The organism is Rhizobium alarense (genome assembly GCF_021555155.1).
In the GTDB taxonomy this organism is placed as follows: Bacteria; Pseudomonadota; Alphaproteobacteria; order Rhizobiales; family Rhizobiaceae; genus Rhizobium_D; species Rhizobium_D alarense.
Genome location: NZ_JAKGBU010000100.1, coordinates 1 through 17,266, shown reverse-complemented (window position 1 = coordinate 17,266; position 17,266 = coordinate 1). Strand labels below are relative to the sequence as shown.

Below are 17,266 nucleotides of genomic sequence, written 5' to 3'. Positions count from 1 at the left end.
GAAAGCGCTGAACCCATCGCAAACCTCCCGTTTGCACCAGCGATTCAGATGCTTCTCATCTTGAAAAGCCCCTGAGCTAAAGTCTGCGAGACGCCGTATAAATCATCGACCGTTGATAGAGGCATCGCGCGGCACAATGTGGGGCCGTGGGACGTGCCGCTCTCAGCCAGGGAATGAACCCAATCCCGAATCTGCCGGCGTTTCAGTTTCCCAAAACCGTCTCGCGGCAACGTCTTCACCACCGTCATGCTCTTCGGAATCTCGGCGGGGGCAAGAAACAAAGCGCAATGGTCCTTGAGGTCTCCCGGTTCGATCACGGACGCCTCGTCTCGCAGTTCAATGACCGCATGAACACGCTCGCCCCAATCTCGGTCGCTCGCACCGACGACCACCGCATCCCGGACGCCCGGATGCGACAGCAGAATCGACTCTACCTTCTCCGGGTGCACTTTCACGCCGCCGGTATTGATCACGTCGTCACGACGTCCGGCGAGATAGACATAACCTTCCTCGTCCATCCAGGCCATGTCGCCGATGCTCGTGAAGCCGTCCTCATCCTTGCGGACTGCTACGGACGGATCGAGATAGCGAGTTCCATCCTCCTGGCTCCGCCGCCGCATGAAGAGCTCGCCAACTTCGCCGGCAGGCAAAAGCACACCATCGGCTCCATAGACGCGGGCATCCGTTTCGAACGGACGCCCGACCGAGCCGGGATGCTCCAGCCATTCAGATCCTGTAATGATCGTCTGGCCGACGTTTTCGCCGGAACCGTACATTTCGAAGATCCGATCAGCGCCAAGGACGTCGATCCATGCCTTCTTCAGCCAGGACGGACAGACAGCCGCGGTATGATAGAATGCCTCCAGCGACGCAAAGGTCGTGCCCACCGCGTCCAGTGCATCCAGCATTCGGACCATCATCGTCGGAACAGTCATGACGAACTGGATGCCGTATGCATCGATGGCTCTCAACGCCGACGCGGCGTCGAAGCGTTCCATGACGACGAGGTGCTGCCCTTCGAAAAGTCCGAGCTGGGCCCAGGTCAGCGGCGCGTTGTGTGACATAGCACCGCAAACGAGCTGTCTCTGACCGGAACGAAATCCGAGCCTGCCGGCAATTTTTCCCCATGGTCGACCAGGAACACTGACCCACGGCTGATCGTTGGTCATGAGTTTTGGGATTCCCGTCGATCCCCCAGACAGCACGATTTTCCCAGGCCGCGAAATGCAATCCGCGCGCCGCTCGTCCGGCGCTTGGCGCTGAAGCGCCATGAGCTCGCCACCAGCAAGAAACGATCCCTCCGCTGTGCCTGTCCCATCTTCCACCACCGCGCAGACGGCTCGGGCCCGCTCGAGCAGCGCGCGGATCTGAACCGGAGGCGAACCCGGATCCAGGGTCATGATCGTCGCGCCGAGGCGCCAGCAGGCCAGAACGGTCCCAAGATGCAGCAAACCATTGGCGAGCCCAATTCCGACGACATCTCCCTGCCTGACAGGTCGCTGTCGCAGGACGTGTGCGATGCGATCGACCAGAGCATCGAGTTCCGCCCAATTGACAGTCCCGACCGCGCCGTCCGCGCGCAGAACCGTCACTGCCGGCGAATACGGCGTCGTCGCCGCGTGCTGACGCAGCCGCGCTCCATAACCGACCGGCGCGGGATCCGGCGGCTGGATCGAAATCTTGGTCATGCTGCTGCCCCTTCAACCATTTGTCGACAAGCCTCAAATCTCTTCGAATGAGATCGGGTGGGCGCCCTTCCACAGCACCGACTTGCCCAGCTCCGCCAGCATGTCGAGATTGGAGGTCAGCGTGATGAAATGGTTGCCGGCGAGTTGTCCCATCTTGCTGGAAAAATCGACGCCACCATAGGCGAGAAGGATTTCCGTCTCGCTGATGCCCCCGGGATAAAGCAGGATATGGCCGGGCGCCGGATGGCTTGTATGGTTTTCGTAGCCGACGCCGAAGTCGTGCTCGCCGAGCGGTACCCAGACCCCCTCTCCGCTCCAGCGGACATGGACGACCTGGCTGACGAAAGGCAGAACCTTGCGGAAGGCCGCCACGGTCCTCGGTGCCTTTTCTTCTTCGAAGCTTGCCTGGAACTCGTAGGGGCCGGCCTTGACGACTAATCTGGGCATTTCACGTGTCCTTTGACTCTACTGGATGAGGCCGGCCATGCGCGGCAGTGCAAGCGACAGATCGGGGACGAAAGTGGTCAGCAACAGAATGACGATCATCGCCAGAAATGGTGTCGTGAGCTTCTTTGCCACCTGCAGCACCGGTCGGCCGGCAACGCTGGAGGCAACGAAGAGCGAAATGCCATAGGGCGGCGTGACTGTGCCGATCGCACAGTTGAGCACGATGACCAAGGCGAAATGGATGGGCTCAATACCGTACTCGATTGCAATCGGAAAGAGGACCGGAACGACGATCAGGATGGCCGCGATCGTTTCGAGGAACATGCCGATCACAAGGAAAAGCAGGTTGACGACAATCAGGAAGACGAGTGGGTTGGATGAGAAATTGCGGACCCAGTCGCCCAGCAGCGCCGGCACGTTCGCATTGGCGATAAGCCAGGCGAACACGCTCGCAGTGCCGATGATCAACATGACCGATGCGGACAGCGAGGCAGCACGCAGGATGAGTTGCGGCAGTTGCGCGGCCTTCAGATCGCGATAGATGAACATGCCGACGACCAGGCCATAAAAGGCAGACACCGCTGCAGCTTCGGTGGGTGTGAAAACGCCCCCCAGAATGCCTCCGAGAATGAGAGCCGGCATGCCGAATGCCGGCAGTGCCTGATAGGCCGTTCGAAGCAGCCGCTCCATGGTGAATGGTTCAGACTCACGATACTGGGCGCCGCCACGCTTGGCGTGAATATAGGCCGTGGTCATGATCGCGACCATGCACAGCACGCCCGGGACGATGCCGGACAGGAAAAGCGCGCCAATCGACAGGTTGGCGACCACGGCAACGATCACCATGGTCAGGCTTGGCGGAATGACCTGTGCAAGCGAGCCGGCACAGGCGATCACAGCAGCGCCGAAATCGACATCGTAGCGCCGGCGCTTGAGTTGCGGCTGCATGATCGACGAGATCGCAGCCGTATCGGCCGAGCCCGATCCGGAAATGGCTGCAAGGCCCGCTGCCGCCACACACGATACCAGCAGCAGGCTGCCGGTGATCCAGCCGACCAATGCCGAAGCGAAATTGACGATGCGCTTGGAAATCCCGCCGGCGTCCATGATGATGCCGGCAAAGACGAAAAATGGAATGGCCATCAATGTGAAGGAATTGAGACCCGCAAAAACGCGCTGGCTGACGATTGCCAACGGCACCTCGGTGGTCGTGACCAGGGCGATTACGGCAGAGGCGCCGAGAACGAAGACGACCGGGACACCGAGGAGCAGAAGCAGGAGGAAGCAGCCCAGGATGATTGTCATTAGGCAGCCTCCTCCTCGAGGTCCGATTGGATTGGAGCGAAGGGATCCGCCCATCGCTCGACGACGGACACAATGAGTTCAAGGGTGATGTAGGCCGCACCGACCGGCATGCAGATATACATGATCCACATCGGCATCTGCATGGCGGACGATGTCTGCATCATGCCAAGGCGGAGCAACGGAAAGCTGCCGTAGGCAAGTACGGCAAGGAAACCGACCGTCAGGAAGGCGATGAGCACGCTGGCCGCGCGGGCCAGAGGCAAAGGCAATTGGGCAGGCAGAAGATCAATCGCCACATGCTGGCGACGGGCCATTGCAATTCCCGATCCCAGCATGACCAGCCAGATCTGGCTGAAGGTCGCAATTTCGGTGGCAGCGGCGATCGAGTAGTTGAAGACGTAGCGACCACCGACCTGAACCAGAACGGCGATCATCATGATCGAAAAAAGCAAAACAACCGTTGCCGACATTGCCCTGCGCAAGGCGTGAATCCCTGTTCCCAGGGCCGTCAAAGCCACCAGCATAAACACCACTCCCGGAAAGCGGCCGAATGCATTCCTGCATCCGGCCCGTTCAGCTTACTTCACGGTTTTCAGAAGTTCGACCAGTCGCTTCTGTTCGTCGGTCGTTACATAGGTGGCGTAGATCTTGTCGGCCTCCGCGCGGAAGGGAGCAACGTCCGGCTTGGTGACGTTGACGCCGGCCTTGATGAGTTCGTCGTAGAGTTTCGCATCACTTTCGCGATAGGTCTTGCGCTGGTAGGCTGCGGCCTGCGTACCGGCCTCGGTGAGAGCCTTCTGTACGTCCTCCGGCAGTTGTTGGAAACGGGCCTCGCCCATGATCACCGGCGCGACCAGCTCCAGCCAGCCGACGATCGCCCAGTTCGGCGCCACTTCGTAGAACTTCTTGGAGTAGTAGTTGGTGTTGGCGGCCTCCGCGCCGTCGACGACGCCGGTCTCGAGGGCACCATAGAGTTCGCTATAGGCAAGCGGCGTCGGATTGGCGCCGAAGTCCTTGAAGGCAGCAAGGTGAGCCGGGTTCTGCATGGTGCGGATCTTCATTCCGGAAAGATCCTGCATCGACGTGACCGGCTTCTTTGTCATGATGTGGCGCGTGCCGGCCGAAAAAAAGCCGATCAGGCGGAAGCCCTGCTTGCCGAGAACCTCGTTGACGTACGCACGGACTTCAGGCGCATTCAACGCGCGGTCCATCTGCTCGGCATCCTCAAACAGGAACGGCATGCTGAATACGCCCAGGTTCGGCGCGAAGTTCACGAGAGTCTCGTTGGCGGTCACGGCAATGTCGATGGTGCCGATCTGCGTTCCCTGAATGCTCTCCATTTCGTCGCCGAGCTGGGCATTGGGGAATACCTGGATCTCGGCCTTTCCGCCGGTCTTTTCCTTGAGAAGCTCGCTCATGCGTTCCATGCCGAGATTGTATGGCTCGGTGGCGTTCGCGTTATGGCTCGCCTTTAGCGTTATCTCAGCGGCTTGAGTCGCGGACACGAGGGACGCGACCGACAGAAGCAGAGCGATGAGGGTCGATTTGATGGTCATGATTTATTCCCCTTTTTGATGAACGGTTATAGCTTCATTCCCAGTTCGGCGGGGCCAAAATCTGGGCCCCGATCCAGTTCTCAGGCCTCCGGAAGCAGTCCCATTTCATCGAGGACCTGCTTCAGCGACACCATCTTTTCCGCCGGCAAAGGCAGACGTGGCGGACGCGGCACGCCGACCGGCTGCCCGATCATGGACAGCGCCGCCTTGGTGGCCGAAACATAAAGATCGCCGCTCAGCGCCTGCAGGAGCGGGAGTATCCGATGGTAAATCTGCCGGCCGGCCTCGCCATTGTCCTGATCGACCGTAACGTTGAACAGTTCAGTCGAAAGACCCGGCGCAATATTGGAAAAGACTGAAACATAGCCTTGCGCTCCGACTCGATAGCTCTCCCAGGCGTCATAGCCGGCAAACACCGTCATGCGGTCGCCGCACAGACGGATGATGTCCATGGTGCGCGATACGCTGCCACTGGATTCCTTGATGTAGGACACGTTGTCGATTTCGGAGAGCCGGGCAACGAAAGCGGCTCTCAGATCGACGTTGGCGGTGTTGGGATTGTTGTAGACCATGACGGGGATGGACAGCGCCTCGCCGATCTTTCGGTAGTGGACAAAAAGCTCGTCCTCAGTCGGAGATGAATAGTAAGGCGGCACGACCATGACCCCGTCGGCGCCGAGTTCCTCCGCTTCGCGACTGAGCGAAACGGCCTCGTCGGTCCACTCAGCCGCAGTCCCGACAATAACCGGCACCCGCCCGTGCGCCTGGTCCACCACGGCAGAAGCCACCTGGCGCCGTTCATCGCGCGTCAACGAGAGAAACTCGCCTGTGCTTCCAAGCGGGATGAGACCCTGAACACCGTTGTCGATCTGCCAGTCCACGAAGGTGCGAAGGCGAGCCTCGTCAACGTGTAGCGCCTCATCGAACGGCGTCACCATGACCGTGTAACTACCCCGGAAAGTGGACATTGGAAGGCCTCTTCTGCTGCGCAATTCGCCCCTTTGAAAATGTGATCCAAAAGAGCCAATTAATGTTGACATTTGATCATATCGAATGTCAACTGTTCATCAGTCTAAAATGCGAGAAAAACATGCACCTCGCGATTTGCTCATTTTTTGACCAGGAGATTCCATGCCATTTCTCGAAATCTTTGACTTCGAGGCAGCGCCCGAGACCCGCCGAAACGCGACAGAACTGATGACGAAATCGCTCTGTGAGGCCTACGGCATTCCGTCTGAGATCGTCTCGGCCTATTTCTTCGCAATCGATGAGAATGGCTACAGCCACAACGGAATTCACGGCCAAAGCAATGAAGTTAAGCGTATTTTCGTGAAGGTCCACGCCTATCGCCGACCGGTTGAAATTCGCCGCAAAGCCGCACGGCTGTTGACCGACGCCTTTGCCGCCTCCTACGGAGTGCCTGAAAAATCCGTTGTCATCTATTTTTTCGATCGCGATCCCGACGAGGTTTCTCACGCCGGCAGCCTGGCTGATGCGTGAGGCAATATTTGATCAAATTATCAGCAGAACACCCATCTGAGAGGCACCCATGGATCGTTTCTTGACAGAAGAGCAGCGGATGTTGCGCGATAGCGTCAGACGCTTTTCGAACGAGACCGTCGCGCCGGCAGCCAGCGCGATCGACCGCGACGACGTCTTTCCGCGCGAACTCTATGAGGCCATGGCCGATCTTGGCCTTTTCGGCGTTTCCCTCGATCCCGAGGCTGGAGGCAGCGGGCTCGACACGGAAATCGCCTGCCTCGTCATGGAGGAAATTGCGCGCGGAGCCGGTGCGCTCGGCAATGCCTATGCCATCCCGGTCGAAGCCGCACATTTCCTGCACGAACATGGCAACGAGTTCCACCGCGGACTGATACCAGACATCCTGAGCGGCAAGCTCATTCCGGCTACGGCAGCGACAGAGCCTGATTGCGGCTCGGACGTCGCCGCCATGCGCACCGTCGCGGAGCGTGACGGCGACGAGTATATCATCACTGGCACCAAGGCCTGGGTCACCTTTGGTCGTATTGCCGATTTCATCATGGTTTTCGCAAAGACCGACCGCAATGCCGGTCACAAGGGTATCAGTTGCATCCTGGTTGAAACCAATCGCGCTGGCGTCACGCTGGGCAAATCCGAGGACCTGCTCGGAATGCACGGCCTGGAAGACTGCCAGGTCAGCTTCGACGGCGTGCGCGTGCCGGTGAAGAACCGCCTCGGGCCGGAAAACGAAGCCTTCAAGATGGCCATGGGCAATTTCAACTTCTCACGGCTGATGATGTCCTCAATGGCACTGGGCATGGCGCAGGCGGCGATGGAGGACGCCATTTCCTATGCCAAGAGCCGGAAGCAGTTCGGTCAGGAGATCATCAAGTTTCAGGCGATCCAGTTCATGCTCGCCGACATGTCAAAGGATATCGCCGCTGCCCGGCTTCTGATCCATCACGCAGCCCGACTCTACGATGCCGGCCACTCCATCGCCAAGGAAGCCGCGCATGCCAAACTGTTTACGACCGACATGGCCATGCTGCACATTTCCAACGCGCTGCAGATCCATGGCGGCAACGGTTATTCGAAGGAATACCGCATCGAGCGCCTGTTCCGCGACGTTCGCCTCTCGCAGATCTATGAGGGCACGAACCAGATCCAGCGCATGATCATCGCGCGCCAGCTCGAAAAAGAATATGCGTGAGGCTTGGGGATGATCAGTTTCATCACACCTGATGAGGCCGCTGGCCTCGTGTGCGATGGCGATATTCTTGTCGTCGGCGGCAATGGCGGCACGGGTGTCCCCGAGGCCATCCTCGAGAGCCTCGAGAAGCGCTTTCTTGCCTGTTCGCATCCCGCCGGACTCACGCTGATCCACGTCACCGGAATAGGTGCGGTTACCGAAAAAGGCCTTTGCCGCCTCGCGCACGATGCCCTGGTCTCCCGTGTCTTCGGCAGCAATTTCGGCCTGCAGCTCCCCTTCATGAAGCTGATCGTCGAGGAGCGCATGGAAGGGTACAATTTCCCGCAGGGCGTGATGACGCAGATGTTCCGTGCAATGGCCGCCAAGCAGCCGGGCGTGATCACCCATGTCGGCCTGCAGACTTACATGGATCCGCGCCAGGAAGGCGGTCGCATGAATGCGCGTACCCGGGAACCCATGATCGAACTGGTCGAACTCGCCGGCAATGAATGGCTCTTCTACCGTGCGCCGACGCCGAACATTGCATTCCTGCGCGGCACCAGCGTCGACGAGGACGGCTATGTCTCAATGGAACATGAGGCAACCACACGCGAGGATCTGTCGATCGCACAAGCCGTCCACAATGCCGGCGGCACGGTCATCTGTCAGGTGAAACGCCAAGTCAAGCGCGGCACGCTGCATCCTCAAATGGTGAAAATACCGGGCTTCCTGATCGATCACTTCGTCCTCGAGCCAAAGCAGATGCAGACCTACACCACCGTCTATGATCCAAGCCGTTGCGGCGAGACGCGCATGCCTATTTCGGCGCTCAAGCCGGATCTCCTGACCGAAAAGCGGGTCATCGCCCGTCGTGCGGCGCTGGAGCTCAGACCCGGAGATATCGTAAACCTCGGCGTCGGCGTCTCGGCCATGATCCCGAATGTGGCAGCCGAGGAAGGCATCGAGGACATCATGACACTGACGGTCGAAGCCGGTGTCATCGGCGGCGTGCCTGGCTATGCCCGGGAGTTCGGCACAGCCTATAACCCGCGCGCGATCATCGATCAGCCATATCAGTTCGATTTCTACGATGGGGGCGGCCTCACTTGCGCCTTCCTGTCCTTCGCAGAGGTCGATGCTGAAGGCCATGTCAACGTGACCCGTTTCGGCGATCGCTATGACGGCGCCGGCGGCTTCATCGACATTACCCAGAACGCCAGACGTCTGGTGTTCAGCGGCACGCTGACCGGTGGCGGCCTGGACATCGCCGTTGGTGATGGAGGGCTTGCCATCCGGCGGGAAGGCGAGTTCAGGAAATTTGTCCCGAAGGTCGGGCAGATCAGCTTCAACGGTCGCCTGGCACGCGAAAAGGGGCAGAGTGTCACCTTCGTTTCAGAACGGGCGGTCTTCAGACTTGAGGCAGAAGGACTGGTGCTCACCGAGATTGCGCCTGGCGTTCGCCTCAAGGAAGACGTGCTCGATCAACTGGCTTTTGCGCCCCGCGTCGCCTGCGACCTCAAGACAATGGATGCAAGATTGTTTGCCGAAGGTTCGATGGGCCTCGGCAAGGCGCTTGCGACCGCAGGAACGGAAGAAGACCGATGAAACACATCTCACTCGCCGGCGTCACCGTCGCAACAGTTCTCAGCTTCGACGAGAACCTTGCCATTGACTGGAAGAGCTATGACCGGCTCTTGGAATATTGCACCACGCCGCGCGGCATCAACGCCGTCTTTGTCAACGGCCATGCTGGCGAAGGGGCAACGCTGACCCCGGCGGAGCGCATCGAGGTACTGAAGCGCACGCGCGCCTTCATCGGAGAGGAAAAGCCGCTTCTGACCGGCCTCATCGCCTATTCCACCGCGGATGCGGTCCAGCAGGCGCGCGAAGCGGAAGAGAACGGCGCCGACGTCGTTGTCGTCTTCCCCATGCCGCAGTTCTCAGCCGGGGCATCCGCCGACCCGCGTTACGTCGTCGATCTCGTTGATCGGATTCTTGACGCCGTCGAACTTCCCGTTTCCATCTTCCAGCAGTCGGTGGCCTCCGGCAGCGGGTTCACCACACCGGTTCTGCTCGAATTGTGCCGGCGCGAGCGCGTCATCGCCGTCAAGGAGGGTAGCGGCGATGTCGGTCTCTACGAGCACAATCTTCGCTGCATCAAGGCTGAAAGTCCGGACGTCGCGATTCTGGCCTCGAACTACCACTGGCTCTTCGCGCAGATGACGACCGGCGCGGACGGTATCCTTTCAGGCATGGCCAGCATGATACCGCATCTTCTCTGCGAATTGTGGGAAGCCGCGGTCGCCGAGGATCTGAGGGCCATGCGCACCATCAACGACCGGATCTATCCACTTGCGCGCATGATCTACGGCGCCCCGCCGCTCATCGACATGCATACGCGCATGAAGGTGGCGCTGGAGCACTTGGGCGTGATCGCCAGTGCAAGGCCTCGTCCGCCGCTCCTGCCCGTGACCGCCGATGTGGCGCGCCGGATCGCCGAATGCACCGAACAGGCCAACCTTCGCCGGTATCTCTAACCCGTCCCGAGAGCTTTTTTCATACTCGAGGAATCCGCCATGCAAACCAGACCCAGAGAAGCCTTTGTCGACCTCTTCTACGAAGACGTCGTCGTTGGCGACGAAGTCCATACCGATGCGCACGACGTGACAATGGACGACGTCCTGACCTTCGGTAAGGTGACGCGCGACCTCCACCCGCTCCATACCGACGCGGAGTTTTGTCGCAAGACGTCGTTCGGTCGCCCGATCGCTCACGGATTGTACGGCCTAGCCCTTATCGAGGGGCTGAAATCGGAGCTGAAGCTCTACGAGAATACGTCGATCGCCTCGCTGGGCTGGGACAAGGTAAGGTTCATGGCCCCCATCTTTCCCGGCGACAGCCTGCATGTGAGGGTCGTTTTCAAAGACAAGCGGGAAAGCCGCAAAGGCCACGGTATCGTCATTGAGAAGACCGAACTGATCAATCAGCACGGGCTGATCGTGATCGATGCCGAACACGCCGCCATGGTCCAGCGGCGACCAGGGGCATAGCAAGCGGCAGCGCGCTCAACCTGCAAGCACCGGTTGACAGTGCGAGGCTGATTTCGGACACCAGCAACAACAGGCAGTTTGCGACAGTCGCGTTTCGTGGGACATTATCGCGGCCTCGGGACATCCAGGAAACAAGTATGAGATCAACCCAGATCCGTCGATCCAAGGCAAACGGCAACGGCGAGCAGAACGCGGCCGAGGATTTGTCGTCCACGTCCGTCGAGCAAGCAACCGAACTCATTCGGCAGGCCATCCTGTCGGGACAGTACGGGCCGGGCGAGCGACTGAAGGTTGCCGAACTTTCCAAGCAGTTCGGCTTCAGCCCTATGCCGCTGCGCGAGGCCCTTCGCAAGCTTGAAGGGGAAGGCCTGATCGAGATCGAACCCAATCGGGGCGCGACAGTGCGCCAGCTTGATCGCCACTTCGTCGAGGATCTGTTCGAAATCAACACCGAGCTGCGCGTCTTCGCCCTGAAGCGCGGCATTCGCCTGATGACACTGGAAAAGATCGACCTGCTCGAAGGCATCGTCACGGCCTTCGAGGATGCAGTGGCGCGTGGCGATCTTGAGCGCGGCCTGACGCTCAACCGGGACTTCCACGCAAAGATCGTCGAAATCGGCGGCAATTTCGAAGCACTCCGGATTTTTTTGCGCGGCTGGGAGCTGATTGGGGCTTTCCGACGCCGCTTCGGATACGGTGCGGGCAGACAATCAGGACTGGCACGTGAGAAACGCCTGCTGGTCGACGCGATCAAACGTCACGACTTGGAACTCGGCGAAGCGATCATACGAATGCAGCATGCCGCGGCCATGGAAGACATGCTGCAGCGGTTTCAGGAAAGTTGATCGCACGGCTCGTCGAGCTTCTTCCAAATTACAATGTACCGACACGACCTTTGCATGTCCTCTATGCGTCGGATCGACGATTGACGCCGAAACTGAGAAGCTTCCTGGATTTCGTCGCCGCAAATTTCGGCGTGCGTACAAACGAGGCCTGACGGCGCGGGCGCCGAGCGATTTCATGTAGAGGAAAATTATCTTGGACCGACTGGAATGCGACCGCATGTTTGCGGCAGTCATCGATACAGGTAGCTTCGCGGCGGCGGCCAAGCGTCTTGGAACAAGTTCAGGACAAGCATCGAAACTTGTGTCGCGGCTCGAGAAGGAACTCGGCGTCCAGCTCATCATGCGAACGACACGGGCATTGGCGCTTTCTGAAGTCGGCCGTGCCTACTACGATCGCATAAAGGGTATCATCGAAGATCTGGATTCTCTTGATGCGTCCGTACGCAACGCCTCGGGCACACCTTCCGGCAGGCTTCGAGTAACCGCGCCCGTCACCTTTGGCACGACCCAGTTGACCCCGGTTCTGATTTCTTTCGCCGCAGCCTTTCCCGAGATCCAGTTGGACATCAGCTTTGCCGACCGCCTCGTCAATCTCGTCGACGAGGGCTTCGATGCGGCGGTCCGCATCGGCCAGCCGGCTGACAGCAGCCTGATTGCGAAGAAGCTTTGTCCGGTCCGAATTGTGCTTGTTGCCTCGCCGTCATACCTCGCGTCTCGACAGACGCCGGAGAGCCCAAATGAACTTGCCGATCATCGCTGCATCGTCGACACGAATTTCAGCGATCCGCAGTCATGGCGGTTCAACAGCATCGATCGGCAACAAATGATAGCGACCGAAGTGCGAGGCCGTCTCCATTTTTCGAATGCCGAAGCTTGCCTTGCGGCGGCCGAAGCCGGATTGGGTATCGCTCGCGTACCAAGTTTCGTCGCCGGAGCCAGTCTACGGGCAGGATCAGTCAGATCAGTTCTCAGCCAGTACGAAGACGTGCCGCGTGGACTCTACGCCGTCTATCCGCCCGGGCGTCATCTAGCTTTGAAAGTGCGGGTCCTGGTCGACTTTCTCGCTGACGCTTTTCGCGGCCAGCCAAAGTGGGATAAAGGCTGGATTTGATTGATTCCATTTTAGAAGCAATTTCCCTCGACGTGGCGGGATAATCATGGATCTGGAATTGGGCCATATTCCACCTCAGGAATTCACCCGATGAGACGAGAACGATCATGATCGATACCCGTACTGCTCCGTATGCCGCCCTTACTCTGCGCGTCACACTTGGCCTGCTTTTCCTCGCCCATGCCGGCCTGAAGATTTTCGTGTTCACTCCGGCGGGCACCGCCGGCTTCTTCGGGTCACTCGGTCTTCCCGGCTGGCTGGCCTATGTCACCATCCTGTGGGAACTGGCTGGTGCGGTCGCTCTCATCCTCGGCATCTGGCCGCGCCTTGCTGCCATCGCAATGATCCCCGTTCTGCTCGGCTCAATCTTCACCGTTCACGGCGCAGCGGGATTCTTCTTCAACAATGCCAACGGTGGCTGGGAGTTTCCGGCTTTCTGGATCGTCGGCCTGATCGTTCTGGCATTGACCGGCGATGGCGCAAAGGCACTGCGCCCCACGCCGGTCCGCAAGTAACAGCTCAGCGACGGCTGCGAACGGAAAGAGCCATGAGCGCGATACCAAGCCTGAAGACCGGCGTCAGCAAAGTAACCTTGACGGTCAACGATCTCGATCGGGTCAGTGGCTTCTACCGGGAGGCCGTCGGCCTCCATCTTCTCCGCAACGACGGGGCCACTGCAGAGCTTGGCGTCGAAGGAAAGACGCTTCTCGAGCTGCGGCGTGATCCGTCGGCACGCCGGCGCTCTCCCCGCGAGGCAGGCTTGTTTCACACCGCCTTTCTGCTTCCCTCGCGCGCAGACCTGGGTCGGTGGGTCACGCATGCGATGAAAACGCGGCCACCCGTGGTGGGCGCGTCCGATCACGCCGTCAGCGAAGCGCTCTACCTGTCCGATCCCGAAGGCAACGGTGTCGAGATCTATGCGGACCGACCGGTTCTGTCGTGGCAATGGAAGAATGGACTGGTCCATATGCCGAGCGATCCGCTCGACCTCGATTCGCTGGTCGCAGCGAGCGGTGGCGGCGATTGGAACGGTTTTCCAGAAGGCTCGACAGTTGGCCACGTGCACCTGCAGGTCGGCGCTATTCCCGCCGCAGAAGCATTCTATGCCAACCTTCTCGGCTTTGCCGTCACCTCGCGCTACCCGGGCGGCACCTTTTACGCCGCCGACGGCTACCACCATCATCTTGCGACCAATATCTGGAACAGCCGCGGCGCCGGTGAACGCAGTTTCCCCAGCACGGGCCTCGCCAATATTGAGATCGTCGCAAACCCAGATTTTCTGGCGTCCGCCGGCGCGAAGTCCGCCGAGGCCGGAATTGCAACGGCTGCTCTGCGGCAGGGGCTGACCTTGAGCGATCCATGGGGCACCGAGATCAGTATCGTCTCATCCGCCCCTACCGACATCCAAGAGTAAAAAATGCTTGTAGAAGGTAAATGGACCGCCGATTGGCACCCCGTGCAGGCAAGCGACGCCAAGGGCGGCTTCGTCCGGCAGATCTCCGGCTTCCGCAACTGGATCACCCCCGATGGCCGTGCTGGACCCACCGGTGAAGACGGTTTCAAGGCCGAGGCCGGCCGGTACCACCTGTATGTCGCGCTGATTTGCCCCTGGGCGTCGCGCACGCTCATGGGCCGCGCCTTGAAGAAACTGGAAGGCGCCATCTCGGTATCCATCGTCGAGCCGGCACTTTCGGAGCAGGGCTGGCGCTTCGGCGACTACCCTGGCTCCAATCTCGATACGCTCAATGACGCCAGTTATCTGCACCAACTTTATACGCGTGCGGACCCCGTCTACACCGGACGGGCGACAGTGCCTGTCTTGTGGGACAAGGTCCGGGGCACGATCGTCAACAACGAGTCCGCCGACATCCTGCGCATGCTGAATTCCGGCTTCGGTGCGCTGGCAAATGAAAGCATCGACCTCTACCCGGAGGATCTGCGCGCCGATATCGATGCCTTGAGCGAGCGGATCTATCCAAAACTCAACAATGGCGTCTATCGCGCCGGATTTGCGATCACCCAGATTGCTTATGAAGAAGCGTTTTCCGATGTGTTTTCCATGCTCGACGAGCTGGAAACGCGCCTGGACAACCGGGGACCATACCTGTTTGGCGATCGGCTGACGGAAGCGGATGTCCGGTTGTTCGTCACCCTCGTCCGTTTCGACGCGGCCTATCACGGCCTGTTCAAGTGCAATCTGCGCCGGCTGACGGAGTACGCCTGCCTCAGCCGCTACCTGACGACCATTCTCGCAATCCCCGGCATCCGCGCCACCGTGAATATAGACCACATCAAGCGCGGCTATTACTCGATCAAGGCACTGAACCCGAACGGCATCGTGCCAGTCGGCCCGCAACTGCCGTTTGAGCAGGCATAAAGGACGAAACCCGATGTCGACAATCGCAGCCAATACTCTTGTCATAATGCTCCATGGCGTCGGCTCCAACGGCAACGATCTCGCGCCGCTTGGCCACGCTTGGAAGGCCTCCTTGCCGGGTGCCGTCTTTGTTTCTCCCAATGCCCCCGCCCCCTCCAGCTTTGGCTCGGGTTATCAGTGGTTCAGCGTGGCAGGTGTCACCGAAGAGAACCGCAGCGCCCGGATTGCGGATGCACGGCCATCCTTCGACGAGGTGATTTCCTCAATCATCGAGGAGAACGGATTTACCGGGAAACTCGATCGCGTCGCTTTCGTCGGCTTTTCGCAAGGCACGATCATGGCACTGGACGCGGTGGCATCGGGCCGCTGGCCGATTGGCGCCGTGGTCGGGTTCTCCGGCCGCCTTGCCTCGCCACTTCCGCTTCAGCCGGCTCTGGAAACGCCCGTTCTCTTGGTCCATGGACGTGCCGATCCGGTCATCCCTGCAACAGAAAGCAGCAAGGCCGCCGCCACTCTTCAGACCCTCGGTCTCAAGGTAGAGCTGTTGACACTGTCAGGTGTGCCGCACACAATCTCTGCTGAGGGTGCGGCGAGAGCTGGCAGTTTCCTGGCTGAAGCACTTCTGAAATAGGAAGGCAACCAGCATGGAAACCGGTCTTTAGAGTCTGACCGAAAAAGAGTCGAGTGAAATCAGGCAGTTGTGATTCTGTTTGTTTGCTTAGGACGAGCGGAGGCCACAATGGGCTGGACTGATTTCACCCGTCTGCAACATGCTCGACGCGCAATGCGGTATGCAAGCGATCTGACGGACCGGGAATGGGGATTGATCTCGCCTTGCCTGCCTACCGCGCAGCACCGATCGTCGCGAGGTGACAAGCCAAATGCCGTCGTCGACCTCCTTTATGCCCAGTTTCTGACCGGCCAGCACGGTCGAGATGTTGATCTTCTTGCGATAGATGCATGCCCTTCCGCAGCTGGTGACGAGGATGTCGCGGTCGTGGAAGGGATAGTCGATCTCCGGCAGGCCGCGATAGGGCCGCGGCGAGGACGCGTAGAGATCGGCGGGTACCTTCATGCCGATCGCTTCATGCGGTCTCTCACGATTGAATTCGCTGACGAATTCATCGAAACGCGCCTGCTGTTGAAGAAGGGTCCGTCCCGGCGGCCGGGTTGTTTCCGTCTTCAGCGTCAGATGCATGCGCTCTTGGCGGCCATTCTGCTGCGGATGGCCGGGCTTGATGCGCTCGATCGCGATGCCGAGCCTGAGCCAGAGGACCGACAGTTTCGAAAGATTGTAGAGCCCGTTGGGTGAGGCGAAGGGAAGGCCGTTGTCGGTGCGGATCGCGCGCGGCAGGCCATGCTCGGCAAAGAGCCGCCGGAAGGCTTCGAGCACGGCGTGTTCGCGCGTTGATTCGAAAGCCTCGCAGGCGAGCAGATAGCGCGTCGCCTGGTCCGTCACCGTCAGGGGGTAACAATACCGGCCGTTTCCCAGCTTGAACTCGCCCTTGAAGTCGGCACACCACAGGTCATTGGCACCGGTCGCGTCCGACAGCGCCGTGCCCACGGCCCTGTTCGCCCTGTTCCTCTTGCGGGCTTGGTTCACAAGACCGTGGCGATCGAGCACCGCATGCACCGTGCTCCTGGCCGGGATCCGCACATCGCCGGCAAGCTTCTTCACCAGAAGCTCCCGGATCTTGCGCGCACCCCAATGCGGCTTCTCCTTCTTCAATCGCACGATCATGGCTTCTACCGGATCGGGCAACTGGTTGGCGTAGCGCACCGGCCGCCGCGACCGGTCGGTCAGGGCTTCAAGCCCTTCATCCCTGTAGCGGTTGAAGATCTTGATCCCTGTAGCGGTTGAAGATCTTGTAGCCGGTCTTGCGCGAGATGCCGAAATCCCGACACACATCGCTCATGCCTTCGCCCTCCAGAAGCCGGGCGACAAAGCGTAGACGTTCCTCCATCACCGAAGTCTCTCTCCACGGCATCAACACCTCCCGCCAAAGGCCGAAAGTGTCCTACGGCAGATCTCCCAGATCGGTAGATGCTCTCGAAAATGCCAGCGCCGGATCACACCCAGTAACGCTATGTCGATCACTCCAGAGCCTCCGATGAAAACATGCGAGGCACGGTTCAAACGTAAGCGGCAAGGAGACCCCATCTGGCGCGGCTGATGCTGAGCAGGGTATTTCGGGCATACGAGTTCTCTGAATGTG

General features: G+C 59.7%; 17 protein-coding genes and 2 pseudogenes. 12 read left to right on the top strand and 7 right to left on the bottom strand.

Translation table 11 applies throughout. The features are described from left to right. Positions 1 to 44 precede the first annotated feature (44 nt). From LXM94_RS22645 to dapA, 6 genes are all read right to left on the bottom strand, one after another. A complete protein-coding gene (locus LXM94_RS22645; RefSeq protein WP_235773738.1) occupies positions 45 to 1,688 on the bottom strand; it encodes an AMP-binding protein in 1,644 nt (547 codons plus the stop codon). A gap of 33 nt (positions 1,689 to 1,721) precedes the next feature. Beyond that, entirely contained in the window at positions 1,722 to 2,135 is a 414-nt protein-coding gene (locus LXM94_RS22640) for a DUF3830 family protein (protein WP_235773737.1), read from the bottom strand. Between the two features lie 18 nt (positions 2,136 to 2,153). Further along, positions 2,154 to 3,440 (bottom strand): TRAP transporter large permease, encoded by a 1,287-nt coding sequence (locus LXM94_RS22635; protein ID WP_235773736.1) that lies wholly within the window; start codon positions 3,438 to 3,440, stop codon positions 2,154 to 2,156. Beyond that, a complete protein-coding gene (locus LXM94_RS22630; protein WP_235773735.1) occupies positions 3,440 to 3,964 on the bottom strand; it encodes a TRAP transporter small permease in 525 nt (174 codons plus the stop codon). Before LXM94_RS22630 ends, LXM94_RS22635 begins: the two co-directional genes overlap by 1 nt. A gap of 54 nt (positions 3,965 to 4,018) precedes the next feature. After that, entirely contained in the window at positions 4,019 to 4,996 is a 978-nt protein-coding gene (locus tag LXM94_RS22625) for a TRAP transporter substrate-binding protein (protein ID WP_235773734.1), read from the bottom strand. Between the two features lie 80 nt (positions 4,997 to 5,076). Next, the gene (gene dapA, locus LXM94_RS22620) at positions 5,077 to 5,964 is read right to left on the bottom strand and encodes a 4-hydroxy-tetrahydrodipicolinate synthase (RefSeq protein WP_235773733.1); all 888 of its coding nucleotides are present in this window, start codon (positions 5,962 to 5,964) and stop codon (positions 5,077 to 5,079) included. Positions 5,965 to 6,127: 163 nt separating this feature from the next. Here dapA and LXM94_RS22615 point away from each other — a divergent pair, with 163 nt between their 5' ends. The 12 genes and pseudogenes from LXM94_RS22615 to LXM94_RS22560 form a co-directional block, all read left to right on the top strand. After that, positions 6,128 to 6,496, top strand: a complete 369-nt coding sequence (locus LXM94_RS22615) for a tautomerase family protein (protein WP_235773732.1) — start codon at positions 6,128 to 6,130, stop codon at positions 6,494 to 6,496. A 49-nt stretch (positions 6,497 to 6,545) separates the two neighbouring features. Then, on the top strand, positions 6,546 to 7,688 hold the full coding sequence (locus tag LXM94_RS22610; RefSeq protein WP_235773731.1) for an acyl-CoA dehydrogenase family protein: 1,143 nt from the start codon (positions 6,546 to 6,548) through the stop codon (positions 7,686 to 7,688). Positions 7,689 to 7,697: 9 nt separating this feature from the next. Beyond that, positions 7,698 to 9,272, top strand: a complete 1,575-nt coding sequence (locus LXM94_RS22605) for an acyl CoA:acetate/3-ketoacid CoA transferase (protein WP_235773730.1) — start codon at positions 7,698 to 7,700, stop codon at positions 9,270 to 9,272. Beyond that, entirely contained in the window at positions 9,269 to 10,204 is a 936-nt protein-coding gene (locus tag LXM94_RS22600; protein ID WP_235773729.1) for a dihydrodipicolinate synthase family protein, read from the top strand. Before LXM94_RS22605 ends, LXM94_RS22600 begins: the two co-directional genes overlap by 4 nt. A 39-nt stretch (positions 10,205 to 10,243) precedes the next feature. Next, positions 10,244 to 10,717 carry a MaoC family dehydratase gene (locus tag LXM94_RS22595; protein ID WP_235773728.1) on the top strand — a complete coding sequence of 158 codons (474 nt, stop codon included), beginning with the start codon at positions 10,244 to 10,246 and terminating at the stop codon, positions 10,715 to 10,717. A 137-nt stretch (positions 10,718 to 10,854) separates the two neighbouring features. Continuing rightward, positions 10,855 to 11,562, top strand: coding sequence for a GntR family transcriptional regulator (locus tag LXM94_RS22590; RefSeq protein ID WP_235773727.1), 708 nt, complete (start codon positions 10,855 to 10,857; stop codon positions 11,560 to 11,562). A 193-nt stretch (positions 11,563 to 11,755) separates the two neighbouring features. After that, positions 11,756 to 12,673 carry a LysR family transcriptional regulator gene (locus LXM94_RS22585; RefSeq protein ID WP_235773726.1) on the top strand — a complete coding sequence of 306 codons (918 nt, stop codon included), beginning with the start codon at positions 11,756 to 11,758 and terminating at the stop codon, positions 12,671 to 12,673. A 107-nt stretch (positions 12,674 to 12,780) separates the two neighbouring features. Further along, the gene (locus LXM94_RS22580; RefSeq protein WP_235773725.1) at positions 12,781 to 13,188 is read left to right on the top strand and encodes a DoxX family protein; all 408 of its coding nucleotides are present in this window, start codon (positions 12,781 to 12,783) and stop codon (positions 13,186 to 13,188) included. Between the two features lie 32 nt (positions 13,189 to 13,220). Further along, entirely contained in the window at positions 13,221 to 14,087 is an 867-nt protein-coding gene (locus LXM94_RS22575; protein ID WP_235773724.1) for a VOC family protein, read from the top strand. 3 nt (positions 14,088 to 14,090) lie between these two features. Continuing rightward, on the top strand, positions 14,091 to 15,050 hold the full coding sequence (locus LXM94_RS22570; RefSeq protein WP_235773723.1) for a glutathione S-transferase family protein: 960 nt from the start codon (positions 14,091 to 14,093) through the stop codon (positions 15,048 to 15,050). A gap of 13 nt (positions 15,051 to 15,063) precedes the next feature. Then, positions 15,064 to 15,681 carry an alpha/beta hydrolase gene (locus LXM94_RS22565; protein WP_235773722.1) on the top strand — a complete coding sequence of 206 codons (618 nt, stop codon included), beginning with the start codon at positions 15,064 to 15,066 and terminating at the stop codon, positions 15,679 to 15,681. A 108-nt stretch (positions 15,682 to 15,789) separates the two neighbouring features. Beyond that, positions 15,790 to 15,954, top strand: a pseudogene (locus LXM94_RS22560) (transposase); the annotation flags it as partial. Here LXM94_RS22560 and LXM94_RS22555 read toward each other — a convergent pair. After that, positions 15,919 to 17,038 (bottom strand): annotated as a pseudogene (locus tag LXM94_RS22555) (integrase core domain-containing protein); the annotation flags it as partial. The pseudogenes LXM94_RS22560 and LXM94_RS22555 overlap by 36 nt on opposite strands. Positions 17,039 to 17,266: the final 228 nt, after the last annotated feature.

Excerpts from the sequence above, each read along its gene's own strand:
- LXM94_RS22645 (WP_235773738.1), bottom strand. The coding sequence starts at position 1,688 with ATGACCAAGATTTCGATCCAGCCGCCGGATCCCGCGCCGGTCGGTTAT.
- LXM94_RS22640 (WP_235773737.1), bottom strand. The coding sequence starts at position 2,135 with ATGCCCAGATTAGTCGTCAAGGCCGGCCCCTACGAGTTCCAGGCAAGC.
- LXM94_RS22635 (WP_235773736.1), bottom strand. The coding sequence starts at position 3,440 with ATGACAATCATCCTGGGCTGCTTCCTCCTGCTTCTGCTCCTCGGTGTC.
- LXM94_RS22630 (WP_235773735.1), bottom strand. The coding sequence starts at position 3,964 with ATGCTGGTGGCTTTGACGGCCCTGGGAACAGGGATTCACGCCTTGCGC.
- LXM94_RS22625 (WP_235773734.1), bottom strand. The coding sequence starts at position 4,996 with ATGACCATCAAATCGACCCTCATCGCTCTGCTTCTGTCGGTCGCGTCC.
- dapA (WP_235773733.1), bottom strand. The coding sequence starts at position 5,964 with ATGTCCACTTTCCGGGGTAGTTACACGGTCATGGTGACGCCGTTCGAT.
- LXM94_RS22615 (WP_235773732.1), top strand. The coding sequence starts at position 6,128 with ATGCCATTTCTCGAAATCTTTGACTTCGAGGCAGCGCCCGAGACCCGC.
- LXM94_RS22610 (WP_235773731.1), top strand. The coding sequence starts at position 6,546 with ATGGATCGTTTCTTGACAGAAGAGCAGCGGATGTTGCGCGATAGCGTC.
- LXM94_RS22605 (WP_235773730.1), top strand. The coding sequence starts at position 7,698 with ATGATCAGTTTCATCACACCTGATGAGGCCGCTGGCCTCGTGTGCGAT.
- LXM94_RS22600 (WP_235773729.1), top strand. The coding sequence starts at position 9,269 with ATGAAACACATCTCACTCGCCGGCGTCACCGTCGCAACAGTTCTCAGC.
- LXM94_RS22595 (WP_235773728.1), top strand. The coding sequence starts at position 10,244 with ATGCAAACCAGACCCAGAGAAGCCTTTGTCGACCTCTTCTACGAAGAC.
- LXM94_RS22590 (WP_235773727.1), top strand. The coding sequence starts at position 10,855 with ATGAGATCAACCCAGATCCGTCGATCCAAGGCAAACGGCAACGGCGAG.
- LXM94_RS22580 (WP_235773725.1), top strand. The coding sequence starts at position 12,781 with ATGATCGATACCCGTACTGCTCCGTATGCCGCCCTTACTCTGCGCGTC.
- LXM94_RS22575 (WP_235773724.1), top strand. The coding sequence starts at position 13,221 with ATGAGCGCGATACCAAGCCTGAAGACCGGCGTCAGCAAAGTAACCTTG.
- LXM94_RS22570 (WP_235773723.1), top strand. The coding sequence starts at position 14,091 with ATGCTTGTAGAAGGTAAATGGACCGCCGATTGGCACCCCGTGCAGGCA.
- LXM94_RS22565 (WP_235773722.1), top strand. The coding sequence starts at position 15,064 with ATGTCGACAATCGCAGCCAATACTCTTGTCATAATGCTCCATGGCGTC.